Source organism: Thermopirellula anaerolimosa (assembly GCF_054657335.1).
The window spans coordinates 2,364,729-2,390,354 of sequence record NZ_BAAHYX010000006.1 but is presented as its reverse complement, the minus strand read 5'-3'; the positions used below and the strand labels follow the sequence as shown (position 1 = coordinate 2,390,354).

General features: G+C 55.8%; 16 protein-coding genes. 2 read left to right on the top strand and 14 right to left on the bottom strand.

All coding sequences use genetic code 11. The annotated features are described in order from the left end of the window. Positions 1–649: 649 nt before the first annotated feature. From ACYQ6J_RS14620 to ACYQ6J_RS14555, 14 genes are read right to left on the bottom strand one after another with little or no spacing between them, the layout of a single operon-like run. Positions 650–3,946, bottom strand: coding sequence for a hypothetical protein (locus tag ACYQ6J_RS14620; RefSeq protein ID WP_460184925.1), 3,297 nt, complete (start codon positions 3,944–3,946; stop codon positions 650–652). Between the two features lie 8 nt (positions 3,947–3,954). Next, complete coding sequence (locus ACYQ6J_RS14615) at positions 3,955–6,837, bottom strand: hypothetical protein (RefSeq protein ID WP_460184924.1); 2,883 nt, start codon at positions 6,835–6,837, stop codon at positions 3,955–3,957. Then, positions 6,837–8,801 (bottom strand): hypothetical protein, encoded by a 1,965-nt coding sequence (locus ACYQ6J_RS14610; RefSeq protein WP_460184923.1) that lies wholly within the window; start codon positions 8,799–8,801, stop codon positions 6,837–6,839. The genes ACYQ6J_RS14615 and ACYQ6J_RS14610 overlap by 1 nt, the downstream gene beginning before the upstream one ends. Continuing rightward, positions 8,792–12,223 carry a DEAD/DEAH box helicase gene (locus tag ACYQ6J_RS14605; RefSeq protein ID WP_460184922.1) on the bottom strand — a complete coding sequence of 1,144 codons (3,432 nt, stop codon included), beginning with the start codon at positions 12,221–12,223 and terminating at the stop codon, positions 8,792–8,794. The genes ACYQ6J_RS14610 and ACYQ6J_RS14605 overlap by 10 nt, the downstream gene beginning before the upstream one ends. After that, positions 12,220–13,560, bottom strand: a complete 1,341-nt coding sequence (locus ACYQ6J_RS14600; protein WP_460184921.1) for a protein kinase domain-containing protein — start codon at positions 13,558–13,560, stop codon at positions 12,220–12,222. Before ACYQ6J_RS14600 ends, ACYQ6J_RS14605 begins: the two co-directional genes overlap by 4 nt. After that, positions 13,553–14,275 (bottom strand): PP2C family serine/threonine-protein phosphatase, encoded by a 723-nt coding sequence (locus ACYQ6J_RS14595; RefSeq protein WP_460184920.1) that lies wholly within the window; start codon positions 14,273–14,275, stop codon positions 13,553–13,555. The genes ACYQ6J_RS14600 and ACYQ6J_RS14595 overlap by 8 nt, the downstream gene beginning before the upstream one ends. Then, positions 14,272–14,739: a hypothetical protein gene (locus ACYQ6J_RS14590; protein WP_460184919.1), complete on the bottom strand. Its 468-nt coding sequence runs from the start codon at positions 14,737–14,739 to the stop codon at positions 14,272–14,274. The genes ACYQ6J_RS14595 and ACYQ6J_RS14590 overlap by 4 nt, the downstream gene beginning before the upstream one ends. Then, a complete protein-coding gene (locus ACYQ6J_RS14585) occupies positions 14,733–17,921 on the bottom strand; it encodes an FtsK/SpoIIIE domain-containing protein (protein ID WP_460184918.1) in 3,189 nt (1,062 codons plus the stop codon). Before ACYQ6J_RS14585 ends, ACYQ6J_RS14590 begins: the two co-directional genes overlap by 7 nt. Before the next feature lie 14 nt (positions 17,922–17,935). Continuing rightward, positions 17,936–18,160, bottom strand: a complete 225-nt coding sequence (locus ACYQ6J_RS14580; protein WP_460184917.1) for a hypothetical protein — start codon at positions 18,158–18,160, stop codon at positions 17,936–17,938. Next, positions 18,141–18,482 carry a hypothetical protein gene (locus ACYQ6J_RS14575; RefSeq protein WP_460184916.1) on the bottom strand — a complete coding sequence of 114 codons (342 nt, stop codon included), beginning with the start codon at positions 18,480–18,482 and terminating at the stop codon, positions 18,141–18,143. The genes ACYQ6J_RS14580 and ACYQ6J_RS14575 overlap by 20 nt, the downstream gene beginning before the upstream one ends. Next, positions 18,479–19,789, bottom strand: a complete 1,311-nt coding sequence (locus tag ACYQ6J_RS14570; RefSeq protein ID WP_460184915.1) for a hypothetical protein — start codon at positions 19,787–19,789, stop codon at positions 18,479–18,481. Before ACYQ6J_RS14570 ends, ACYQ6J_RS14575 begins: the two co-directional genes overlap by 4 nt. 14 nt (positions 19,790–19,803) lie before the next feature. Further along, complete coding sequence (locus ACYQ6J_RS14565) at positions 19,804–20,073, bottom strand: WXG100 family type VII secretion target (RefSeq protein WP_460184914.1); 270 nt, start codon at positions 20,071–20,073, stop codon at positions 19,804–19,806. Further along, positions 20,073–20,870, bottom strand: a complete 798-nt coding sequence (locus ACYQ6J_RS14560; protein ID WP_460184913.1) for a vWA domain-containing protein — start codon at positions 20,868–20,870, stop codon at positions 20,073–20,075. Before ACYQ6J_RS14560 ends, ACYQ6J_RS14565 begins: the two co-directional genes overlap by 1 nt. Continuing rightward, positions 20,849–21,601, bottom strand: coding sequence for a vWA domain-containing protein (locus ACYQ6J_RS14555; protein WP_460184912.1), 753 nt, complete (start codon positions 21,599–21,601; stop codon positions 20,849–20,851). The genes ACYQ6J_RS14560 and ACYQ6J_RS14555 overlap by 22 nt, the downstream gene beginning before the upstream one ends. A gap of 1,259 nt (positions 21,602–22,860) precedes the next feature. On the opposite strand from ACYQ6J_RS14555, the gene ACYQ6J_RS14550 reads away from it, so the two are divergent. Together ACYQ6J_RS14550 and ACYQ6J_RS14545 are read left to right on the top strand one after the other, a co-directional pair. Beyond that, positions 22,861–23,853 carry a GTPase gene (locus ACYQ6J_RS14550; RefSeq protein ID WP_460184911.1) on the top strand — a complete coding sequence of 331 codons (993 nt, stop codon included), beginning with the start codon at positions 22,861–22,863 and terminating at the stop codon, positions 23,851–23,853. A 143-nt stretch (positions 23,854–23,996) separates the two neighbouring features. Further along, positions 23,997–25,574 (top strand): serine/threonine-protein kinase, encoded by a 1,578-nt coding sequence (locus ACYQ6J_RS14545; protein WP_460184910.1) that lies wholly within the window; start codon positions 23,997–23,999, stop codon positions 25,572–25,574. Positions 25,575–25,626 lie beyond the last annotated feature (52 nt).

Below are 25,626 nucleotides of genomic sequence, written 5' to 3'. Positions count from 1 at the left end.
GAGCGAGTTTTCCAATCGGACCGCACAAATACCCTCGCCCTCCGGCAGCGGGTTAGGGTGAGGGCGGCGTGGTGAAGAAACTGCACATGAAAGCCCCCCGGTGCGAGTCTCCCGACGTTGGGTCGCACCACGCGGAGCCCTTGCTCGTGAGCCCCAGAGTAATTCTGCTGCGTTTTATTTGCTTTCACGTATTCGGCTTTCGAGCGGTGAGCGCCGTGAATATCTACCTTCGCCGCTAGGCGATACTGCGGAGTATGGCCTTGCCCGGCGCGGGATAGAGCGCTGATAGTGCGCGCTCACGAGGTGACGGCCCGATAAACCGGGCGACATAGACAACATATAGACCTTGTAAACCCCGTTCATCCGCCCGTTAGAACCGAAAACAAGACCGAGATACTCGATCCGGCGAAGTCGCGGGCGTTGTTCAGGGGTTCCCTATGTCGTTGACGTCGAGTCGGGTGTTCAGGGGTTCCTATTGTCAGACGGTTGTGGTGCAGAGGTTGCTGTGGTGTACGCTGGGACGATCCCGCCGGTATAGCGTCGTGTTTTTACCGCACCGAGCACCGGCTCATGAAGTTCTTCGAAACCATGGGCTCCCCGCAGATCTGTGATTCCGTACCAGGCAAGAAGACGATGCTTTCTTATGCGCTCAATTGTCGTCATTGTCCGAAATACCGGCTACATGAATGGTATTTGCGCCGTCATCGCCGGTGAGATACAAACGTAAGGCGTAAAGCAAATCCGGCGTCCGAACTCCCTCGGGCTTTTGAAGGTCGATTTGCACCCGGGACAACAGCGTAATACGTGACTCCGCAAGGATATCGTCCACTCGATCCACTTGTTTCGCGAGTAGCTGTGTGATTCGTTGATGGGGCTGAAGAAGCATCCTTATGTCTTTATCGTTCGATGCGCGAGTACGCAGGAGCCCCAACAGCAACTCCAGGCCTTCGGCAATGTCGCGAGGCCTCAAACTCATGCCCCTATTGTTGTGTGCGGATGTCTGTGTCATTGGAGACGGGATTTTGCGTAGTCGTCGTAGCAGTGCATTTAACAGGGCATTGAGTTCACTCAGCGTAAAATGCTCAACAAGGTGCTGTTCTCGCCAGATGGCGTAGGCGAACGCGCTGATTGCCATTTGATTCGGCTTTGAGGCAAGTGTCCGGAATAGATGCTGTTGCCACATTTCCGAGACATCACCAAGTGCAAAGCCAATCATTCGTGGATCACGCATAACGCCACGTTCCACTTGATCCGTTATCCGGTGAATGGTCTCATCCGGCATGTCCTTGTGCATGCACGCTAACAAGAATAGTAATTCGCGTTGAATCTGATCAGAAATACCGGTGTCTTGTAGCAGGCGTGTGAAGTATGGAATAATGCATCGCATGAAATTCGCAAATTCCGGCGGGCAGTCTGGATCGCTAATGGATCTCCCGTCGCGCCAAATCTGAATCACCGGAAAGTAAAGACCTTTGCGGATTCTTTCGACGACACTGTGCGTGGGCTCGCGGAAGTCCGCAGTGGCAACCCGTTGGGCAGCATACTTGCCGCCTTGCTCGCACAGCTCAAGCGACACCGTGCTACCTGTCTGAAAGTCTCGATAGGAAAAGCCTTCGGCAAGGGAGGATTCGTGAATAAACACATCTGTAGTGCCGTCATTAAGGCGGGCAAAGGCATAATGCCGATCATGCTTGTCTTTACGCCAAAGAGATGTTATTTGGCCAACCTCTCGAAAAAGGCTGCGGTGGAACCGTGTAGTAGCATCCCGCACCCATCCCAACAAGTCACTCGTATCTTTACCGCCCGGTTTCGGCACGCGGCGCAGGTCTTCCCATGACATCGGCTTGGGATATTCCGGCGAAGGGGCGTCGGTGACGAGGATCTCCTGGGTTCGCTGCCAAGTGGCGCGGACGGGTGAAAGGGACTTGTCCCGCGGCACAAAGAGCAGTGCGTAGGGTTCGTCGGCACCGTACTGAAAAGTGAGCGTGAGTTCGCAATCGACGGCCGATTTCAACGGGAATGCCGGTGAATCAAGCCGAGCGGAATACTTGAGCTCATCAGCATCGGCTCCCTGGTAAAGCGGAAATTGGTAAAACCGCTTTCCGGGCGGAAGGGTAAACGATTCATTAATCGGAATGCGGATCGCCTGACCGCGTATCGGCTTGATCGTGGTCCCACGTGCGACAAGGGTGAATCGCTGATAACGTCCGTCTTTCATGACTCTGATGGACAGTTCCGGTATCTGATCTCGCCACAGCGGGATGCCCCCAGCTCGCTCCTGCATTTCGTGAAGGCGTATGCCGCCTCGGACCGGGCTCTCCGACAGGTTAATCCGAAAATCGAAGATTCCGATGCGGGGATCGTCCTTTAACTTTCTTGGGTCGACGAATGGCAGCGGTTCCGTTGAAGCTGCATCATGCCACCGGTCGTTGTCGTCAACGGTCGTCAGCTTGGCTCGCCACTCGTTCTGTGCGACGTGGTCCCGGTTGACCTTTGAGAGCAACACCGGAGGCTGACGTTCCCAGTAATACCCCTTGGTTTCGGGTACAAGCCGCTGCAACTCCGGATCGTATCGGGCGACTAGTTTCGTGACGCACGTCTCGCCACTGATGTTGTCGACAACCGCGACTGAATAGCCGTCGTTTGTGATTGCGGCCCAGTCAACCTCCTCGAAAACCGCTGCGATACTGCGGGGAAGTGGTTCGGCGTTGGGAAAGTAAGCATTTAGGTTGCGCCTAATAATGTCCAATTCAAAGTCGTTCAGGCCGTCCGGCACAAGCCAGATAAGGGCATCGCTCGTGAACGTCTCACGCAAACGAGCTGCGAAGGCTTGGGCCGCACGAACGCCGTGTTCGCCTGCCTCATCGCTCGCAAGCAAAAGCTCAGGAAGCGCAATCGTAGTCGCGTCGCGATGAAGGTACACGGCATCGGAGGTGAATAACGTGATGTCAACAGTTTCGGTATCCCTCCTCCATTGTTGCCAGACGTAAGTGTCCGTCATAATCCAGGATTTGGTTGCTTTTACCGCAAAGCGGGGGCGAATCGCAGCAAGATCAACGCACGCCAACTCTGGAACCTGTTTCTTGTCGCTTGTTCTCCTGAGCACGTCTCTACTTATGCGAAACAACGGTTTCGAATCCCATGTTCGTATCGTGAACTCTTCGTAGTTGAAAAGGACGGGCATCTCAGCGAAACGGTGCGTCCCCTGACAATAGATGCGCGCATACTCCCTCCAGCGGTCGACAGTGGCCTGTCGTTCTTCCAGTCTCGACAAATCCCGTGCAATGTCGTCATCGATTGTTTGTAGCCGCCGCCAGGAATCCCATACCCGGCGATAGTCACGGTGGGTAAGAAGCGTGTTGTTCGGCGGGACACTTTGCCACTCACCGATGGACCGTGCTTCGTCGGAAGTGAGCCACCGGCGAATCGTCACAAGTAAATCGTCCTCCGGCTCACACAGAAAACCGTTACGCAATTCGAGCAACTCGGCTATTAAGGCGACATACGCTTTCAGCAGACGATTCTCGAGAAGATCGACGGATTGATATCGACGAACGGCCTGAAGATAGGGTCTGCCGGCTAGCTTTTCCCGAATATTGCGTCCGGGACGCGTGCTCAGCTTGACAAAACATGCAGCATCCAATTCCCGAACCGAACGAACCGGCAAGAGCGAATGCTCGCGCCGCGGACGCTCGTTCAAAGTGCGAAACAGTCGCCCCACAGCCAAGCGAGAGTGTTCAATGATACGTTGAAGACGGTCTTGCCGTCGGCCTCGCTGTTTTTCACTTGCGACCCGCGCGAGAAAACCCGTCAACATCTGTGGAAGTGCTTCACCGGTCCGTGGATCGAATTCGGCATTGACCGCAAACCAGTGCATCTGGTCGATGAGCCGACACGCCTTCACTTCCTGTCGTGCGAACCCTCGATATAGTTCGATCAATGTCATTGTTCGCCTTACCTGTTGACCTTGTGGGATCGCTGGCTGTCTGCCACCGCCTCTTCAGTCGCATCTCCAACCGTGTCCCGGCCCTGCTCATCCTTGAGGTAGTTCGCCGACTGCCAGATAAACTGGCCGTAACCGAGTTCGCACGCGAGACGAAAATCTTCAGCGAGATTGAACGGATTACCTCCAATACCCGTATTGATCAGGGCCAGTATTTTGTCGAGGCAGTCGGTTCGGCTCGTTCCGCGGGTATCAATACCGCGCAGTTTGGGCATAACCTTTTGAACGAGTTGGTCTTCATACGCTGTATGAAGCGCACCGGCTAACTCGTCCTTGTCCTTTGTCTTCTGTGCGGCACGGACGTCGGGATAGTTGGCCATATAGTATTCAATGGATTGCCAGACCCGGTGGCCAAGAGCCCGCCCGACAACTCCCAGTGCTTTGTTTAGCTCCTCCATAAAGGACATGAACGGCTTCACATCTTCGGGAGAGAAGGAAGTTCCTTTCGCCAACCATGATTGCCAGACTCTCTTGTGTAAGAGAGCTCCTCGGTTTTTCTCATCCAGTGGTGTAAGTTCAAGCCGTCGTTTTAGTTTCGTCGGTCGTGGAAAGAAGACGATGATGGAGCGGTCAAGCACTTTATCCGAGAGGGATTTGGTCGTTTCATCCTGATTCATCGTACCGGTCCACAGAACGTTGCGGCCAAGGGGTAATTGATAAGGAGGGAGGCCGGCACCGATTTTCACCGACAAGTACGGCACATCCGTCCCTTTCATTCCTCGGCGAAGTTCAAGTTTGCTAAGGAAATCCGCGAAATAGAGTTCCGGGTGCGCCAAGTTCATCTCATCGAGTAGAATTAGGCACACCGCGTCCTGAAGGCCGGGATAGCCTTCTTTGTCGCCCCTTCGTTCGATCCACTGCTTCTGGCTTTGCGCAAGAAACCTGAGAACCGGTTGCGCGTCAAACTTATTATCAATCGAATTGAAGAAGCCGAGCATCGATTCTTGCGAATCCCAGTTCGGTTGGACGGAAAGCGGTTCGAAAACAATTCCCCCGAAGTGGGAGTACAGACGAGGCAGTTCGGATTTTCCCGTACCAGAGACCCCCGCGAGGATGGTGAGCGGTGACCATTCAGCCGTTTTCAGCGCGGTGTGGAATGCCTTCAGAATCCGAGGGTGAAAACGCAGGCCGTAGTTGTCGCATGCGCTCCGGATGTTGTCGAGCCACGTCAGCTCATCGATATTGTCATCGAAAATTGGCCGACTGATTGCGTCCGCGGGGATTCTAGGCAGCTCAATTTCCTTGTAACGGGCGGAAACTTCGGCAGGTCGCTCATATGCAGCACGAAGACGGTGAAGTTCAGCCTGGGCTTCGTTTGCGGCCAATTCGAACCTTTCGGCCTTTTGAGCCAACATCTTGTTGTCCGCCTCCAGTTCACTGTTCCTTCGGCGGAGTTCTTTGGCTGCTGCAACCGCAGTTGCGTTGGCCTCGATTTGCTTGCTGAGTTCTTCGCACCGAGCCTCAAGACGTCGAGTTTTGGTCTCCAGCCTTTGGTATTTCTCCCGCATCTCTTCCGTCGGGCGAGTGGCCAGTTCTTCTCGCAGGCGGGTGAGTTCATCCGTTTTGGAGTTTAACTGACGGACGATATCAACCGGGTCTTTTCCACCGAGCTGCCGCTTGAGCTGGTCAAATGCGCCTAAGAGCTCCACTTGGACGCGGAGGCTGTCTCTTAAGCGATCATTCTCCGCCCTGAGTGTTTCTCTTTCCGAATCAAGGGAGCGACGTTCCTCTGCGAGCTGAGATGCGATCAGATCTTGTAAGTCGTTGTGTTTCTCTTCCCATCGCTGTTCCAGGCGTTGCGCCTTCCGTTCGAGTATGCGCTCATTTGCTTCAAGTTCCGTCATGCGGCCCTCGAATTCGGCTTGCTGAGCAGAAAGCATCCCCTTTCTCTTTTCGAGTTCGGCCCGTTCGGCTTCCAATTGCTTGCGAGCGGATTCCTGCTGTTTGGTCCATTCCTCTCGTTCCTTGGCGATTTCGCCGCGTATGCGATTTCGCTCGAAAGCCTCAGCGTTTGAAATCGCCGCCAATCGTGCGGTTTTGAGTTTGGCTATTTCCTCTTCCAACGCAGCGAGTTTCTCCTCACGGGCTATTGCGATTGCTGTTTCCATCTTGGCACGCTTATCGCGTAGTTCATCGTCCAAAACAGTTCGTTCCTCGGCAAACCCGTTATCTCGCTTTTGTTCGGCCAATTTGACTTCTCTCTCGCGTTGGCGCAGCGCCGCGACTTCCTCCTCGAAAGCTTCGCGTTCAGCAGCGAGTTGGGACACGAGTTGTTCCAGTCGTTTCGCCTCCGCCTGATTCGCCTGACGTTGCCTGGCTGTCTCGTCCGCCAGTGCCTTTACTTTGTCGGCGAACCCGGCATCGGCTTTCTGCTCGCGCTGCGTCACGTCCAGCTCGCGCCTGGCGAGCTCACTTTCCTTCTCGTGGAGGGACGCCAGCCTCTCAGCGATATCGTTGGCAAGCGCGTCCAAGTCTCTTTGTCGTGCGTCAAGATCAGCTTGGCGTTTTTCGATCACCTCTTTGAATGCCTGACGTTGGGCATCGGCAAAACCTGCCTTAGCTTTTGCTTCCAGCAGGGTGAGCTCGGAGCGGCGCTTTTCCAGGTCTTTCTTTTCAGCTGCAATCGCCTCAGCGTTACGTCTCAACTCACTGGCGTGGCGTGAGCGCTCCGCCTCAAATTCCTCCTTTTGCATGTTGAACAATTCGCGCTCATGGGCCAGGTTAGCTTCTTTGGCTTGGATATCACTCGCGCGGTTATCCAATTCGATTCTGCGCTTTTCCAATTGGGCGGCGATTGTGTTCAACTCTGCTTCCGATTTGCCAAACCAACCCATTATGTCACCTCAAATAGCGTCTTGATCGTTCGGTAAGCCGATTTGCGAAGTGCTTTGATGTCAGCTTTTGTCAATGGGAGGGGCTCATTGGCGTGGCCCCGTTTGGAAATGATATTCGCGATGTCGTCAAGGAAGGGCGGCTGAAAAGCGGCGATCACGTCCAGTGTGTCCGAGTCTGACACAAGGAGAAAAGCGATCGCGCAGGACCCGAGCGTCTGTGCGTTACCTTGCAAAGTCCGGCGAATAGCCAAGCGCTTAACCGTACGCAGGCATGCCGGTAACGCCTTGCAGAGTCCGGCTTGCACTGCCTTTTCCTCAGCCCGTTCGATAAGTTCGAAGTCTTCGATGGCCGGAGGCAACGCTCCGAGTATTTTATTCTCGAGCGAACTTTGAACAGCCGCATAAAGATCACACACCAATACAAGGGCGTCATCACCGTCCCTACAGGTTAGCCAGAATGTCTCTGCGTGTACCAGACGTTCCTGTAGGTTCGGGCCGAGTCGATTGAATAGCTTGAAGCCAAATTCACTTTGAATACCGGCTCGGGCATCCAGAAGCAAGTCACCCCGAGTATCCTTGTTGGGGCCCGGGACGGGCCGGTCGGCGAAACGAATATCCGGGAGCAGCAACTGGATACACTCGCGCATTAGCCGGTCGTCAGGCAATTCCGTCTCCGGCACGTCCGCACGCCCCGTGCCGTGTTCTTTCTCGTCGCGTCTCCTCTTGATCTCGAAGAGTCGATCGATGAAGTCCGTGTAGGTTAATGCAACGCGTCTTAGAGGGTGCGAGCCGTCCTTTACCGCCTGGAGAAGAGCGATTGCGACGACGGTTCCCAACTCTGCCTGCCCCTCTCGGAAGACTCTGAGTTTGCCCTCCGGAATTGGCCGAAAGCCGTACTTGGGCGATTTCAGACCCACGCGTCGTGCCGCGTCGTCGAGCAATCTGGGGTGTTCTTGTTGCTTGGTGAATGTGAGTTGAGCTATGGCCTCCTCAAACGGCCGGGCGGAGCTGACATAGAATAACGCCCACTCAATGGATGCATGAATTTGTGAGATAGAGCGGAACGACGCTCTCCGCGATAGACGCAGATTGGCAATAAGTTCCGGATATCGCCGGCAATTGGCCTCGTTCTCGAACGGCTCCTTCGGCTCCTCTTTTAAGGGCAATTGCTGCGATCGGGGATTGCTCAACGCTTCCTTCCACTCCTGCAACCACGCGTTCAGCTGAGCATTCTGTTCAAGCAATTCCAGAAATGCACTCTCGAGAACGAGAGAGAATCCGTAACCGAATGGATCGGCAATTCGAAATTCGCCGTCACTTTTCTGGATGGCTATGGGGCAGAAGAGGTAGTATCGGTCGGGCTGAGGAAGGATGGTGATTTGCCGGACAGCAGGCATTGCGTCATTCCTGCCCAATGAGGCCGCCCTCCGTTTCATTGCTCGCAGAGCGGTGATGACATCACGCGGTACAGGAATCGTTCGGCTGTGTACATCATTTGAACTGACAATCGTGACGAATCTATCGTCGTTGCGCTTCCGCAATGGATTGCCGTCATTCACAACGTGCAGAAAGGGAAGGATTCTTCCGGTGGCGAGCTCGCGAAAGAGGATTGCTGTAACGAACACTGACTCTCTTGCCTCGTGGTTATGGAAGCCGCCCCCTTTTTGCTTGGAGACGGCGTTATGGTCGTCAATGAAACCTTTGTCTCGCAAGCGTAGCAGTACGTACTTGACCAGATCAAATGGGATACAGGTTTCGTCAGCTAGTTCGCGTGCATCCATGCGACCAACAGCACTGAGGAGTTTCAGGACAACTCTCTCGAACGGATTCCCTCCCTCACTATCCTCCATTGCTTTTGGCAAGGTAACCCGATAGACGTTGACCGGCCATGCGAGATATCTCGGCCTACCGATCGTCTCACCGAAGGGATTCGGAATGCCATAATCCAGTAGGTTTATTGGCATTGCACAATCCTCCCTTGGCTACGGCAGATATCCAGGAAATCAACAAGACCCGGAATGAACTCCTTGGCCAGGTCATTTTGCACTAGCCGGGAGTCACCTGCCACTACCAACAGCTTTTTTTGACGACTCATCGACACATTGAGGCGGTTGTAGAGACACAGGTGGCCAAATAGACCCCTTGCCTGTTTCGTTTTATCGTCGCTTCGCGGCTTCCAGTTGCGCGGCAGTGTTCGGACTATTGACAGGAACACGACATCAAATTCCATTCCCTGAAACGAATCCACCGTGCCGATGCGGAGTTTCTTGTCGTCGTTAACGATGTCGAGTTGCCTCTTGATGAGCTCGGCCTGTGCCTTGTAAAACGAGATCACACCGAAAGAAAGATCCCTGCCTGCCGCGGATTCCAGCCACTTCTTTAATTGGCGAATAATGGCGACTGCCTCGACGGGACGAGTCCAACTCGTGCCGCTTCGTTGCTGTAGGCCCTTGTCCGCTGCCACGTCGAGCCAAATAGCGCACTTGCGATCCGTGCCTGGCAGGTTATGAGCAAAATCGCTTGCCGGCCGTCCGGACTCAAACTTTTCCGCGACATCGAATCGCTCATAGAAGTTGCGACTTACAAAGTCGCCGAGAAGCGGATGCATCCGGTATTGCTTGTCCAACGTGACGCGGCGACAGATGCCGTCGGCTTCTTCGAGTGCCTTAAGACGCTCGGAAAACAGATACTGGAACATCGACTTTTTCAGCCAGTGCGATTCTTCCTCTCCCGTCTCGCCCTCCTCCATATGGCGTGCTATCTCGTCGTCAATAAGGTGGGGCAATTGTCGGTGATCCCCAACCAAGATGATGCGCTTACCTTGCGCCAGCGGAATCATGAGGTCTCGCGGCGACACACGCGCAGCCTCGTCAACAATCACATACTCGTACTCGAGCCTTGTGTCTTGGTCGTCCCCGATGGCTCCTTTCTGTATTTGCATGATCCGGTTGACGCTTTGCTGGCAGGTCGCTGCGAATGCGAAACTGTAGTCAGATACAGCATCAATCATCCCATACGGGTTGTTTTCGAGTTCGCCCAGAAACTCGGCCAATGCGGCGGACTTTGCGTCCTTGGTCGAGTGACCTTCTTCCCGAAGCCGTCTGAGAGCAAGCTCCGCCATGGAAATGACTTGATCATTGTGCTTTTCCACGCGGAAGATCGGAGGAGTGGAAAGGCGCACGAGTAGTTTTTTCTTAAGTCGGGCTAATTCATCTAAAAACGGCAATCGATTATCATCATCGTGCCACAGACTTGCCTTGCTCAGCAAGTCACGCTCGTCTTCCTCGAGGAGATCTCCCAAATAATCCAAAGCATCCGCCGCCCGTTCCGGTCCGTCGTCGGCAAAACTTTCGGGTCGAACCCGTAGACTGCGGACGGCATGGGCCAGCTGATTGATGTTTTCGTTAAGGTGCTCTTCGCAGGAAAGGCTCATTGCGAGTTCTGCCGCCCGTCGTGCTAGAGTTTCACCAAGGATGGCAACACCGAGTGAAGCGATTGTGTCGGCGAGATGTTTCGCTAGCGCACGCGTTGGCACCTGTGTGTACTGCAAACATAGATTCCTGATTTCCGTTTCCTGCTCGATTTCGGTAATCTGAGGATTCCGTTCCCGTAATCGTGCGGCAATCGTAGAACACCATTCTTCAAGCCTTCTTTCAAAGAGGCCATAATCATCGTCATCACTACCGGATCGTTTTCCGAATTTCGGAACGGGAGTGCTGTTGATCGAGAGACGATCGATCATGTTTTCAACTGCATCGTGCTGGAAACCAGTGAGCAGCACCCGGCCCTTGGCGCTCGCGCCGCGTTTGTCTGACATCTCGTTCAGGCGTTCCAGGATCGCAGCTATTACTGTGGTTTTTCCGGTTCCAGGTGGACCTTGAATAACCGCCATATCCGGCGTATTGAGGGCAACTTCGATTGCCTTTTCCTGCATGAGCGTGGGAGAAGAGCGGAAGACTTTTTCGCGAACAAAAGCCGTCAGCGGTCGCACCCGTGTCGATTGACGGGTCGGTACGAGCTTGCCGTTCTCTTCAATCAAAAGGCCAAGCTGGGGGTTGGCTGAGCGGCCTTCAAGAATCAAGCGTCGCGCCTTCATGCGGCGTTTGATTTGAATGATCTCACCGACAAGTGAAAGAATGAGCGTTCCGGATTCGCTCGGCAATTTCTCGGTTGCAAGAGTTAGCGTCTTCGAATCGCTATCGAACTCCGATACCGTGAAATACCGGCTTGACAGCCGGCGATCACCGTGTGATTCCATCTCTTCCGTTTCAACGCCGCTGACGAACTCTCCGAACGTCAGGCCTTGATTTTTTAAGTAGTCCGGGAGTTGATCAACGACCTCGACTTCGGGCACTCGACCCGCCCTCAGTGCTTGCCATGCGGACTGTGAGGCTTGCACGATCCGTACTGAAACCGTTCCGTCCCGGTTCTGCTTCAGGTCGCAATACTTGAGACATCCGACTTCCCGAGCGTGCTTTAGCAGCAATTCACCTTCAAGGTTGCCGAACTCATCCCACTTCTTTAGATAACTGCCTTCGTTCTTGATAAGCGCGCTCAACTGCGCCTTGGCGAGAACTTGCACCTCTCCCGTCTTAGTCCAGTCAACGAATCCAAGCCTCCCTCTCGCCAGGCGAATAGCGCGGTCTTGCTGTTTCTTTGCCTTAGTAAAACGGGTAACCGTGAATATAGACTTGCCATCGGGTAACGGGCACTCGGTAACGACAAAACGAATTCCGTCGCCCACGAGACAGAACGAATTCGTTGCCGTCGGTTGAGGTTTGAGCAACGGCGTTTCGGAGCCGAGATTATTGTGCGGCTTGTCCGCTAAATCCATCTCATCCTGATCTTCTCGCGCCTTCGTGCCCCCGATGTCGTCTTCGTCTGTTATTGGCTGGTCAGGTAATGTACCGGCAAGCGCAGAGCCGGCAAACAGGAAAAAATACTCGCGGTCACCCTGGCGGAAGCAGCAACGCTGGTCGAGAAGATAGCTAATGCGGTCTTTCGATGGACGTCCTTTGAGCGAGTCAATTCGTGCTACAGCGTTTTCCAGGTATTCATCGATCCCTATTTCGATTTGCCCCATCTCCAGACATTCGCCGGTGAAAATGGCTATCTGAAGTTCAATGCTCCCATCGGCACCCGGATTGGCGAGTTGCGAAAGAAAAGCATGGCCGGGGGCGAGTTCAGAATTAAGGCGCCGGACATCAGCATTAGCGACTGGACGGACAAAGGCGATGGAGTCCTTCAGCCGGATCTCAATTTCGTCGGGGCGATTATGACAGACGCCAACGGAAAGGACCGGTTGCTCGGTTAACGCTTCCGCCGAACCGTCAGTCCGCTTAACACGGATGGTCAGGATGTCGGCGGGTATGTCCTGAAAGTTCATTGTTCCGCCTCGACGAACTCGAATGCCAAGTTGTCAGGAAAAGGTTTCGTTCCCCGGACGGGGACCACGGTCTTTGCCACGAAATCGGGAACCGCCTCGCATTCCGGGTCGTCGTTATGCTCGAACGAAAACGGGTGGAACATACGGTGCGGGAGCGCAAACTCCGTGATATCAATCGGAATTAGGGCCTCCCAACGCGGGGTTCTTGCGCGGATGTATGCCGGACGCGGCGCACTACAATAGGGGCAATTCATGTTGTCATTAGCGAAGTAACTCATTTTGCATTCACGGCAATCCAGTGAAAGATCGAATGCCCTAGCGCATTCCAGGGCCCAGAATATCATTGCGGGGCGTCGATGCGGTTGCGTCCTTCCTGCACCAAACGTTTCCTGAAAAAGAATCTGAAGTTCCGGTGTTGCCACTAAATCGCGGGGTAGCCCACCACTGAAACGATTCGAATCGTCGTCCACATCATCGATGAAAGGAAAATAGCCGGCGTATGCCTGTTCATTCGAATCCTTGGGTGAATCGGCGCTCGTCGGGTCTGCATCCCAACCACCCTCCTCTTCATCAGCTTCCAAGACCCTTTTTCCGATAAAGGGGTGACAGAGCGCGAGCATCTTAAATGCCATCACCGCGAATGCCCAGCAGTCCGTGCGGGGACGGGCTTGATCCTGCTCTTGAACAATCTCGGGCGCGCCATAGCCTGGCGTGTAGACCGTGGCACCGCCACTCGGCAACTCAAATCGCAGATTGTCTGCATCAATCAGCCAGACTGCGAGTGAAGACGCCGCTTCGATAAATGCATTGTTCGGTGAAACGTCACCATAGACGATTCCTGCGGCATGAAGCCTGGCTAGAATGGAAGCGCATCTCGCCAGAGCGAACAGCCGGCGCCGAGTGGAACCGGTTTGGGCGTAATGAAAAAGTCGAAGTGCCATCTCCCTGTCTGGAATCTTCGCAAGCCATTTGGGAAGCTCCTGCTTTTCCAGTTCCTGTCGTGCTTTGCCGGCCAGGTCGAAAACAGAAAACGGTTTCATCCCGTTCAGGAGACGCATCACATACCCGGGCTGATCGCGTAGCATAGTTAGCGGAAGGGAAATCGGAATGCGGGCTGGAATGGGCAGTAGGCGGACATTGCGAAATCGGTCGCGCAATTTGGCGTTTGCATCCGGCCAGCCGGTAGCATCGAGCGGCTGCTTGATCGCCAGATCCGCATCTCTGGTTCGAAAAACTGCTCCTTGGCCCCCTCGGGCGAGTTCTTCAGCGCGATAGTGGATGTTGCCGTATTCGTCGACCAATGGCTTTTCTTGTGAATCGTTGTCACGCCTATTCATATGACGCCTCCTCACGGCAGAGGCAGGCGATAGTCTTGTCGTCACTATGCTTGGGTGTAGGCCATCTTTCTAACATCTTGCGGGTCCGACGAGATGCCGATACTGATGCGAGGTTTCGGTGCGCCGCAAAAAACTCTTTGACAAAGCCGGTGCAGTCGTCCAAATCATCAGCGACGCCATCCGTACAGAGTACGATCGCATGGCACTCTTCGGCCCCACACTCTAACCATTGCCAGACAACCGCCGTTGTTTTCGGCGAAAGAGCGGCTGTTAGGTTGGAAAACCCGTGTTCCTTCTTGTCCGTCAGCAACTCGATAGAGCCATCCGTCTTGATGGCCGCGGCAAGGCCATCGCCTAGCATTCCCACCAGAATCGAATCTCGTATGCGAACCCCAAACAGGCAGGTGGCGGCGCAATCCTGAGGAGGAAGCGGCGACAGGAGTGCTATCCATTTGTTTACGATACAATCTATGAGCTTGGCCTTGTCTGTGTCTGCGTACGACGCACGGCTCGCGGCACGGACGGCAAGAGCGACCGCACGACAGGCGGCACAACTGCCTAAATCGGAAAACGGCTTCGAGCCAAGACCGTCTGAGACCGCAATGCCGTCGGCCCGTACATCATGAAATGCAATCCACGCATCCTGATTCGGCAGTCTGGATGCGATATGCCCTGGCCCGATCACACTCGCGCCGAAGCTTCGCCACGCAATCACTCCGTGCCCTCCTCCAGCCAACCATCCAGGACGGCGAATACGTCCTCTGCCGAGAAAACATTCCTCCCCGTCATATGCGGATTGGCGTCAGCACCAACCTTTATGAAGCGAACGGTGTCTGGCCGGAGGCCCTCCTTCCACCGTTTCAGCACTTTCCGGTCCATCGGTGACCAAAATCCATCTGTAATAATCAAGACCCTGCCATCGGGATTCGTCCCAAGAAGAGAGACTAAAGCCTGCATGCTCGACGAACCTTCCGACAGCAGCAGTTCCTCAGGAAACTCTTGATCCGGTTGCCAATTGATGACTCGGGCGTCGTTGCCCCAGGCGATCAACCGTAAATCGGCACTCACGTATCCCAACCGAACGTATTGCTCAATTGCTCGCGCAATCCCACGCGCGATCAACTGCTTTCCGCATTCTGCCATACTGCCGGACCTGTCCCAAACCAACTGGATCAGCATGTTGCATCCTCCGATCTTGCGACATACGGGCGGAACCAATGAATCTCGTTTGTCATGCGATTGACGAACACCGCCCGGTTCGGTTTTTCGATCCCTCTGAACTTGCCGATCCCGCCGCTGACGAGTGCCGCCGCATCATCCTCGCTCATGCAAAATCCGATTCGCAACTCAAACAGATTGATTAGATCTTTGCACGGACCTGCACAACGGCGCCAGTTGTCGATAAACACGAAAACGAACGTTCCTTTTCGCGGCCCTTCCTCGGCGATCTGTTTAAGTAATTCCGCTGGAGGAATCGGTTCGCAGGGTCTCGATACACCGAATCTCTGGGCCGGATGCAAAGCCTTCTCTGCGTCCAGCCCGTCGATAATGACAGCAACGCGCTGTTTGCCGATATTGTCCGCAATAACCTGCAACGGAAATGCTTCGATGTCAGTATACGATTGGAATCTCGGCCCGCACACTGATGAGGCACGACTAAAGTCCCCCCCCGGTACAATTCCGCGCCCGTTGAAGTACAGGATTTGGTCAAAATCGGCTAAAACGGCCAGGCTAGTGAGAACCGACGAAAGCAGTCCGTCGTGGATGCAATCGCTGTAACCGCTAAAGAGCACATTGAATGCGGGTCGCGTGATAAGCGGGACATCCTGTAGGTCGCTGAAGAAGGTAAGTTTTTCACCCAAGAGAAGTGAGTTCCGCTGGCGACAATGCTGTTGAAAAATCTTCATGCCCGGCCTTCGCGGTAGCATCGCTCCGTTGAAAACGCGTGCCTTGACTTCGAATCCCCGCTTTGCCGCACGCTCCGACAGTTTGGCGATGTGCCGGCGGCAAAACTCGCTGTCCGCGAGCGGGATGAGAAATTTGATATTTGCGGAATTCGCGCCGTTGGCATTGTTGATAATGCCCTCGGGCGGACTTTTCAGATCGGCCGCAGCCCAGTTATTACCGGCGAGAATCCTCGCAGAGTCTTCCTGACTGCAGGCAAGTGCGATGCGGCACCCCAATTGCGAGATTAATTCGCCGACCGAAAAGGCTTTGATGCCGTTCAACGTCTGGGTCGCCAAAAGGACATGGATACCGAAGGAACGCCCCTGTTTCAAGAGTCTCGCCATGAGCTGCTCTGAAGCCTCGGCGACCTGGCTCGTATCTAAAAAGAGCATTTGGAATTCGTCAATGACAAGCAGGATTCGCCGCAACTGTTGGCTGGTCGCTTTGCGGTATTCTACAAAATCGCGTACGCCTGCTTCCTTGAAAATACGAGCCCGCTGTTCCAGTTCGGCGACAAGATGCTGCAAGACGGTTACCCCGAATTCGGGGTCGCTTTCCGTCGCGATTAACCGCGCATGCGGTAAAGGCGGATTCGCATACACCGTAAACTCCGTTGATTCCTTGTAGTCCAGTAAGTAAAGATCAACCTCGGTAGGTGCGTACGCTTCGCAAAGCGAATGGATCATCACGTGCAACAAGTTGGACTTTCCCGATCCCGTTTTCCCGGCAAGCAAAGCGTGATGTTGGGAAGTAGTGGCCCCTAATGTAAGTGATACGGATTCACCGGATGGGGTCCACCCGATTAGAATATCAAATCCGTTGATTGTTGTTGCGCCTTTGGAGTAGCCCGACCACAGGTCAGCCAGTGTTTTGCTGAAGCGTGCCTTCCCAGCACAACGGTGGGCGAATGTCGACAAGAACTGATCCAATGCCTCCTGGGGAGGCCACTGCTCCGGTTGGTACTCAATGACCAGCCCGTCGCAGCTCACGTCGCTGTTACCTACAAGAGAGTCAATCCGCACGGCCGAGGATTCGATTGCTGCGCGGCACTTGTCATATCGTCTATCTTGCATACGTTTTTCGTCGACGGCGATGATGGGCAAGACACCGCAACGCGGCCCGTTTTCACAAAGCCGTTCAAGATACCACAGGCTCTTATCCGTAAGTTGCTCCGGAACATCGAAGAGCAATAATACCTTGTAGCGTAGCGGAGTGTCGGCATGGCTTGCATTGTATTCCGACCAGTTGGAGATCCTGTTGCTGAATCCGCGTTGTATCAGATATTCGACCTCGTTCGTCAGCCTGTCGAGCGCAGTCTCGATTTCGTCCGAGCGAGTCAGCACGCGCTGGTGCGGTACCACTTGTTCCACTTTCAGAAGCGGGAGGAATGGTTTCACTGAATGTCCCAGGGCTAAAGGATCAACGATTGTGACTTCCATCTCTCCCGGCGGCACAGACGACAACAATCGAAGTAAGAGGTGATGCGCCCAACGCTTCCGGTCCTCGTTGTTTTCGGGTAAAACAAGGGCTCGGGGACAGGGAAACGGGATCGGGTAGGGGACGACGCAGGTGAAATCTTCGAAGGTAATTTTCTGCGAACCGAGAAAAAGACCATCGGGCGTATCTGAAGCCGCCGGAAGGTGGTTCGGGCCAAGCTCCACCAAAGCAGGCTGCCACCGCCGAAGTCTTGCCGCAGCCTGATTGATTTCCGCGGCGAGGATCTTCCATTGATTGGCACAACTCGACAGCCAGTTCTCTTTTCGGCTTCTCCGATTGGCCGCCGCCTTCTGGTTCTCGGCATTGAAACGTGTCTCCTGTTCTGCGGTCCGGCCTCTCGCGACTTTATACCTGGTGAGTTTGCTACGGATGTCGTTCAATTCCTCCTCGAGTGCTGCTTTCTTTGCGTCCGATTGCTGCCGCTGTAACTCAAATCTTCGCCTTGCCTCTTCCAGCGCAGATTTGCGAGTTACTTCGGAATCCAATTTCCTTTGCAGCTCCTGACACTGTTTTCGCGCATCGTCACTCTCCTCAAAAAAGAAATGGTAGAGCTTGACCACGAGGCAACGGTTGCTGATTTGCTGTTCAAGATCGCACTTCTCGTCACCAAGGGCTCGGATGTTCGATTCGACCGCGGCGATCCCTTGAAGCGCTGTTTTGATGTCGTCGTCGGTCTTTGCGATTTCCTGTTCGACCGTGCGCAACTGCCGGCGCAGACGTGCTTCTTCCCGTTGCGCACCGACCGAGGCGGTACCGTGTCGTGCGGAATCTTCATGCAAGCTTGCAACGGACCGAGCTATGCGATCGGAGGCGGCGGCGTATTCACGGTCGATGCGTGCAAGACCTTGACGATAAGCCTCCACGGCATGCCGTATTTTGGCAATCGCTTCTCGATAAAATTCGAGTATTCCAGTCATATCGTCTATTTACGTCATGTAACCCGAATGCTTCTCGCTTCTTCGAGTAAAGTAGCGATGCTGACCGAGTGACGCTGGAACTCCTCGTTGAACGTGCGGAGCGCGTCGATTTCCTTAAGGATCGGATCGAGTATATCACGTATCATAGATGCCCCAAACGCATCCCGCACCCCGCTGCAAAATTCTTCGGCACACTGCACGGCGATTCCACGGACATCGTCAAAGAGCGAGAATTCCATTGTCAGCTTCTCCGTCGATTGGAAGTTCAAGGACGGTGTCGTTGGCGGTGATGGTTGGCAGAATAGCTGTAAAAACCTCACTCGGCAATAAATAGCGGGCTTCGAAGTGGGGCTTCTTGCTCTTGATGCTCGCCGCAAAATGCCGCCATTCTTCCTGGGACATTTCAATCGCGGGGCATTCCGCGGTCAAAGACAAGAGTCTGGCTGTAGCCGCATCCACCGCGTCCATGTCACCTGCATCGACGGAATTCCGCAGGATTTCAACCTCCCCTCGGATGTGTGGGAGCAGATCAGGAGTGACGATTGCTAGGCGAATCTTCATCGCTTCTCCTCGACTTCCCGGCAGACGAAGCTAATGCACGTCCGGTCAATTTCATTCTTCCTTGGCAACATTCCTAAAAGCGGGGAACCGGCTTCCCGCAGCCTGTCCCGCAATTCCTTTTCCTTCTCCTGCGGCAAATCTCGGATGTCACGCGAGACAAGAGTGCAGTGCGCATCAGCCTTTTTGTGCCCTTCTGCCTGAAATATCATATGATCCTTCTGGGAGCGGAGGTAATCCGCCTTGCCGCACTTCACTTCGAACGCCATTGAACCGCCGATAGGAACGCCCTTTTTTGCGCCTCGGCCCAAGATGACGGGCACCCGTAAATCGGTCACCAACAGATCGGTCTTGGTGTAGCGTCCGTCATCTTTAACATATGTGCGTCCCTGCGTCTCAGTCTTTCCGCCCAATGGTGCGAGCGCATGGCGTGCCATTTGTTCGGCAAACTCGCCACTCAGGTGTATTCGTATTTTTCGTGCCACGATGTTACGTTCGACGTCGCCTCTCGCCGCCGCCCACTCGCCACGATACTTGTCAACCAGTCCGCGATATGCAGCATTTCGTTCATAGAGGTACTCGTGAAGCAAAAGCTGTTGCTCGTGGGAGAGGTTCATCCGGTCTCGGAGGGTATCCGGCGTGACGGCTCCGCCGTGTTTCGTTGGATTCCACTTAAGCCAATCGAAAAACTTCGCTGCAGGCGGGCTGGCCGCGAGATAGGTGTTTAGTGCCTGTTGCGCGGTATTGAGCCTCGCCTTCGCCAAGTCGATCGATTGGGATACGGCATGTAGCCTCAGTGTGCATTCCGCGCGGGCTTGCTCGAGGACCCGCTCCGCCAGCAACCGAGCTTGTCTCGCGTATTCGACTCGACGCTCCATCGCTTGACGATTCTCTTGCGCGGTTTCAACGGCTTCTTGCGCTTGCTGCAGTTTGGCTTCTGCTTCCGCGACGGCCGTCACCGCCTCTGCGACATCCGATTCTTCCCTGGAACAATTAGGAGGATATCCTTCCTCATCCTTTCCCTGAGCCTCGCAACGCGCCAGCGCGGAGTACGCATCACTCAAGGCATTCAGGCAGCTTTCTAGATCCTGATTGGCGTCCTGGAACGCCTGTTGTGCTTGTTGCTCCTGTTCGATGGCGCGTTCCAACAGACGATCGCTGTTCTGCGCCTCTTCGTGAGCTTCTTGATAATTTCTCTCCGCCGCCGCAGTCTGTTCTCGGCAGGCGGGCTCCAGTGCCTCGCGCACCGATAGCAACCCACGCGTCAGATCCTCCAAGTTCTCGACTCGCCCCACGGAAACTTGTGCCATGGCAACTCCGGGTCCTAGCTTTGCAGATAATCGCGCAAACGCGATGCAAGCGCGATTAAGTACGGAACCTGTTCCGCCGCGCTCGCGTTGAACTGATGCAATTGTTGGACAAGCGAGTTGTACTCTTCCTCGAACTGCATCCGCTTCTCATCCCGCCAAGTGTCGCCAAGCGAGGCGAACGCCCCGTTAAGGTGTGCCACGGCGTCGTTTAGCGAATCTATGAACTGCTGCAAAGAGAGCGCGAATCGCTCAAGTTCTTCGGGGTCTCCGATCGCCTGAGTCATCACCAATATCCTCCTTCCTCTTCATTTTCAGAACGGGATGTGGGCACCGAGTTAGGGTTTACTGACTTGCTCCGCATGGTTACCGACATCGTGACCTTTCGGAAAAACTCGTGAATCTTATCCGCATCCTTCGCGTGGAATACGGTATTACGAACCGACTCGCCGTTGACTTCCGCTAACACGGGCGTCCTGGAAATGAATCGCTCGAGAACCTGCATTCCGGGATCCTCGCCGATTCCCATGGCCATGAAAAAGCACTTCGACGATCGTCCCTCGGTGATCAGTGCCTCCAAAGGTCCCTCCCAGTTGTCCGTCGGTTGTCCGTCCGAAACCAACACCACCGTTGGGCGATAAGCACGTGAGGGAATGACATCTTTATCCTCAATCAGGCGTTTCGCCAATAAAAATGCCGCCCCCATCGCCGTGCTGCCGGCTGCTTCCATGTCGGTCCAGTTCACCGACGACGCAGCTCCCGCTATAAGATGCGAAACGGCCTGGTCCCCGAAGGTAATGACCGAAACCGAAAATTCCGTTTCCATCCGCTCCTCCGCAGCGAATGATCCGATCATTCGGCGGACGGCGTCGTTTAAGACCTGGATCCTTGCTGTTCCGCCTTCGACCAGTTCCCATGTCCGGCCATCAGCCACACATGTTCTTCCAGTACGGCGGACATTCTCGGGGTCAATGACCGCGTTCATCGAGTCACTGACGTCCAGCAGCAGCAAAACCGGTAGCGGCTTCGCTTTCGGTGCCGTGAATTTGCTTGGGTCAAACATCACCAATACCCCTCGTTGCATGCTTCCTCGTTCTTTTCGGTACCATCGGAATGGCTTTTCGTGGAGCTTCGCGGCCTCTCCGTCCGGGACTCAATGGTGGCCGGCTTAACATCCATGACGCTCAGATCAGGCGTGACGTTGGGCGTCTGTGATCTTGTTCGGCTAGTGACCGACATAGTGACGAATCTAAAGAAGTCTCGAAGCTGCTTCGCGTTCTCAGCATAGAACAGCGGATATGTCGTACCTTCGATAAACTTGCCCAACACACCTTCATCTGCGTCCGCGCCGATGGCCATCGCCATGCGGTCACATTTGGAGGATCGCCCATGACTGACGAAATCGACCAGTGGTTTTTCCCAGTCATCATTTGGTTGGCCGTCCGAGACCAAGACCACGGTCGGCCTGTATGCGCGAGAAGGAATGACCCCTTTGTCCTCAATCATCGCCTTCGCCATTCTCAGTGCCGCACCCAGCGGTGTCATGCCTCGCGCGGTCAAGTCTTGCCACCTAACATCGCCGGCCCGGGAAAGCTTCTGATGCAGCCTCACCTCCGCGCCAAACGTAATGATGGCGACATGGATTTCGATCTCGCCGCTTTCCTGGTCACGAAATGTTTCCAGCATGTCTTGGACGGCCTCGTTGAGATTTCGAATTTTCTCGCCACTCATGCTGCCGCTGACGTCAAGCAACAGGATTACAGGCAATGGCTTTGCCTCCGGCACCGTGAACTTGGATGGATCGAAGGACGTCACTTGAGTTTTCCTCCTCTTGAAAATACTTGATCGCGTATTACAGCCTCATTAGACCATTCACATTTAGAACCACCGAACAACGTCCGCAACTTCGGCGGCTCCGGTATTTCGATTTTATTCTCCACGTCAATCCATGGACAAGTGAAATGTATAGGATATATATGCTTCCCATGTTCCCTGGTGTGTCGGTTCGTCGCCGCGTGAGCGCGCACTGTCAGCGCTCTATCCCGTGCCGGCCAGGGTTATAGTCCGCAGAATCGCATGACGGTGAAGGTATCTATTCACGGCGCTCGCCGCCCCCAACGCATACCGGAGGTTCTTGAATACTCCGCCGAAACCGCGACCATGCGCATCATCCGAAGGCCCCCCTGCCGCCGCGGCGTTTCCGCATCACGTCGAAACGCCCGTCGCCGCCGCCCGCTGCGATGAATCGTCCCTCCTCGCCATGATCTCCGTCCTAATGTCGATGCGCCTCTATCTTAGTTCCCAATTATGGCTGAATACTACTGCCGGACGGTGGTTGTGCAGAGGTTACTTATCAGACGTGTGGCGTGCAGAGGTTGCCTCGATGATTCTCTGCGTGATATCCCTGTAATGCATCGCGCCGGACGCTTCGCTGAGGACTTTCTCGATGGCTTTACGCCATGTGAGCTGTTTGGTCATGTCGTTTGCCTCCATTGTTGAACCTGGTTGCAAGAAGTTTTCCGGCATTAGCTGCATGCCGCAAGTGTCCGGCCTAACGCATAGGCGATTAGCTACAGTAAGTCGAATTCTAGCTGCCGGTCGCTCAATTGTCACGCTTGTTTGTACGTTATAGGCCGCCCCCGCGTAACAAACCTCGGGACGCCGGACCAAGGCATCGGCCCGGCTGCGTACCGGCCCACCGCCGCGGTTCAAATCGGGCTTGTGAATCATCCCCCTGCGACGTCGTTGTGTCCCGCCGAGTCGAGTGCCGCGCTCGACGGTCCCTGGGGACACGTCGGGCATCCGGCACCTCCGCGGGACGACCGTGACACAGGCGACTTTAGCGGGTCGTGGCGGAGAGGCTCTCCGGGCGAGTTGGAGCCGTTTGCGTTGTAAACTTTTTGGCGGGAGAGCGAGTTAAGAGGGCGAAACTGGATAGGTCAGGAGGAGTCGCGGAGGCGGGTTGAGCGCGGGCTGGTTGCGCCCCGCGGCGGGCGGTAAACTGGGGTTCTAAGGGACTGTTCGCCCTGCCTTACCCGCCGTTCACTGATTTGGAGATCGTTTCACCGAAGACCATGCCGGCCAATCTCACGCCCCAGTACCTGAAAGCGGAGGAGGAATACCGACGCGCCGGTACGCCGGAAGAGGAGCTGAAATGGCTCCAGATCATGCTTCAGGAGATCCCCAAGCATAAGGGGACCGACAAGCTCCAGGCCGAACTGAAGCGGAAGATCAGCGAGGTCAAGAAGCAGCTTCAAAGCGAGCGGAGCACGGGGCGCAAGGCTCGCGGCATTCGCATTCCGCGACAAGGGGCGGGTACGGCGATTTTGCTGGGGGGGCCGAACGCGGGCAAGAGTGCGTTGCTGCGGGCGTTGACCCGGGCCACGCCCGAGGTCGCCCCCTACCCCTTTACCACCAAAACTCCCATCCCCGGCATGATGCCTTGGGAAGACGTCTTCGTGCAACTCATCGACACCCCGCCCGTCACCGCCGACTATTTCGAACCCTACATGCACGGGCTGATCCGCAGTGCCGATCTGGCCTTGCTGCTGGTGGACCTGGGGAGCGACGAGGGGATCGAGGACTGTCAGGCCGTGCTGGAAAAGCTGAGCAAGACCAAGACGCGTCTCAGCGCCCAATCTTATCTGGACGAGGACGACGTGGGCCTGTCGTATACTCGGGCGTTCTTGGTCCCCAACAAGATGGACTTGGAGGATGCCCCGATTCGCTTGGAACTATTGCACGAGTTGGTGCCGCTCGATTTCCCGGAGTATTCCATATCGGCCGAAAAAGGGATCGGTTTGGAGGCCTTGCGGGATGCGATCTACCACAGTCTGGATGTGGTCCGGGTATATTCCAAGCTGCCGACGGCCAAGCAACCGGATTTGGAACGGCCCTTCACGTTCCGCCGCGGGAGCACGGTCTTGGACATGGCCGAGGAGGTCCACAAGGAGTTGGCCCAGAACCTGAAATTCGCCCGAGTGTGGGGCACCGCCGTGCACGACGGCACCGTCGTCAAGGGCGATTACGTGCTGCAAGATAAGGACATCGTGGAGTTGCACGTGTAACGCCGGGGCGTCGGCGGTGGCTTTCCCACCGATTCGCGACTAGACTTACAATTGGGCGTGCGGCCCGGACCGGCGCCGCGATTCTCGGGGTCGACCGGTCGATGGGTAACGGTGGGCGGTCGCGTTCAGCAAGCGGTGGGTTCATGGCGAAAGACGGTGACGTCGGCGAATTCGGCGGCATGCCCGATCTGGCCGGGCGGCGAATCGGGGACTTCGACATCCTGCGCCGCATCGGGGCAGGCGCCATGGCCGAGGTCTATCAGGCCGAGCAGCTGTCGCTCAAGCGGCAGGTGGCGCTGAAGATACTGCGGCCGGAATTGGCGCGCGATCCCACCTACGTGCGGCGATTCCGGCGCGAGGCCCAGGCCGTGGCCCGCTTGGTGCACCCCAACATCGTCCAGATTTTCGAGGTCGGCAATCGGGACGACCTGCACTACATCGCGGTGGAATACGTGCCGGGGCTGAACCTGCGGCAGTGGCTGCAAAAGTACGGTCCGCCGGACCTCCGCACCGCCCTGATCATCATGCGTCAGGCCGCCGCGGCGCTGGCCAAGGCCGAGGAGCACGGCATCGTCCACCGCGACATCAAGCCGGAGAACATCCTTATCACGCACGCCTTGGAGGTCAAGGTGGCGGACTTCGGCCTAGCACGCCTTCGAACCGGCGAGGAAGGCGTCGAGTTGACGCGGGTGGGAATGACGATGGGCACGCCGCTCTACATGAGCCCCGAACAGATCGAGGGCCGGCCCCTCGATGCGCGGAGCGACATCTATTCGCTGGGCGTGACCTGCTATCACATGCTGGCGGGCGAACCGCCGTTTCGGGGCGATTCACCGCTGGCGGTGGCGGTGCAGCACCTCAAGAAGAACCCCGACCCGCTGGAGAATCATCGCCCCGACCTGCCGCCGGTGTTGTGCCGCACCGTGCACCAAATGATGGGCAAGACGCCCGAACAGCGATTCGCTTCTCCCAAAGCGGTACTCTCGCAGTTGCGGCGTATCTACGCCGAGCACGTGGCGGACGATTGGCCCGGCACCCTGCCCGAACTCGAGACCGCCGAGTACGCGACCGTCGCCTCGACGAAGGCCCTGGGAGAACTGGATCAAGCGATGCGTCAGACGTCGCGGCGGCGGCGACGCTTTCTGCTGATTTGGTCGCCGATCTGGGCGGCGGCCTTGGCGGCGGGGTTGCTGGCGGGCTACTGGCGGACCCACGAATCGCCCCTCTTGGCCCAGGTCCAATCCTCCTCCCTCGATGTGCCGCGGCAGGAAACCGTGTTGGGGCAACTCCTCTACGCCAATCAGGTCGGCACGGAGAAGGCCTGGCGGGCCGTCATCGAGTACTTTCCCGAGAAGTCCTTCTGGACCTCCCAGGCCAAGATGCGACTGGCGCAGATCTACCTCCGCGAAGACCGTCTCGACGACGCCCTGGCGGTATTCGACGACTTGGCCGCCTCCGACGACAGCGAGATCGAGCAAAAGGCCTTCGGGCTGGCCGGCCGAGTAGGCGTGCTGACGCTCAAAAACCGCTACCGCCAAGCCTCCGAGGCCCTCAACCTCCTTTGGCCGATCCGCGATCACGTCCGCGATCCCTTGATGCAGCGGATGTTGGATTTCTCCATCCGCACCATCCGCGAGCGCCTGGGGCCGATGGGCGTGCAGCAGTGGGACGAGTGGCTCAAGTCGCAGTCTCGCGCCGGCGAAAACGGCATGCCGCAATAGCACGCGCGGCCGAATGCCGGGGCGCCCTGGCTTCACGCATTCCGGCACAATC

Bases quoted from the DNA above. Each gene is read 5' to 3' on its own strand.
- ACYQ6J_RS14620 (WP_460184925.1), bottom strand. From the start codon at position 3,946: ATGACATTGATCGAACTATATCGAGGGTTCGCACGACAGGAAGTGAAG.
- ACYQ6J_RS14615 (WP_460184924.1), bottom strand. From the start codon at position 6,837: ATGGGTTGGTTTGGCAAATCGGAAGCAGAGTTGAACACAATCGCCGCC.
- ACYQ6J_RS14610 (WP_460184923.1), bottom strand. From the start codon at position 8,801: ATGCCAATAAACCTACTGGATTATGGCATTCCGAATCCCTTCGGTGAG.
- ACYQ6J_RS14605 (WP_460184922.1), bottom strand. From the start codon at position 12,223: ATGAACTTTCAGGACATACCCGCCGACATCCTGACCATCCGTGTTAAG.
- ACYQ6J_RS14600 (WP_460184921.1), bottom strand. From the start codon at position 13,560: ATGAATAGGCGTGACAACGATTCACAAGAAAAGCCATTGGTCGACGAA.
- ACYQ6J_RS14590 (WP_460184919.1), bottom strand. From the start codon at position 14,739: ATGCTGATCCAGTTGGTTTGGGACAGGTCCGGCAGTATGGCAGAATGC.
- ACYQ6J_RS14585 (WP_460184918.1), bottom strand. From the start codon at position 17,921: ATGACTGGAATACTCGAATTTTATCGAGAAGCGATTGCCAAAATACGG.
- ACYQ6J_RS14580 (WP_460184917.1), bottom strand. From the start codon at position 18,160: ATGGAATTCTCGCTCTTTGACGATGTCCGTGGAATCGCCGTGCAGTGT.
- ACYQ6J_RS14575 (WP_460184916.1), bottom strand. From the start codon at position 18,482: ATGAAGATTCGCCTAGCAATCGTCACTCCTGATCTGCTCCCACACATC.
- ACYQ6J_RS14570 (WP_460184915.1), bottom strand. From the start codon at position 19,789: ATGGCACAAGTTTCCGTGGGGCGAGTCGAGAACTTGGAGGATCTGACG.
- ACYQ6J_RS14565 (WP_460184914.1), bottom strand. From the start codon at position 20,073: ATGACTCAGGCGATCGGAGACCCCGAAGAACTTGAGCGATTCGCGCTC.
- ACYQ6J_RS14560 (WP_460184913.1), bottom strand. From the start codon at position 20,870: ATGCAACGAGGGGTATTGGTGATGTTTGACCCAAGCAAATTCACGGCA.
- ACYQ6J_RS14550 (WP_460184911.1), top strand. From the start codon at position 22,861: ATGCCGGCCAATCTCACGCCCCAGTACCTGAAAGCGGAGGAGGAATAC.
- ACYQ6J_RS14545 (WP_460184910.1), top strand. From the start codon at position 23,997: ATGGCGAAAGACGGTGACGTCGGCGAATTCGGCGGCATGCCCGATCTG.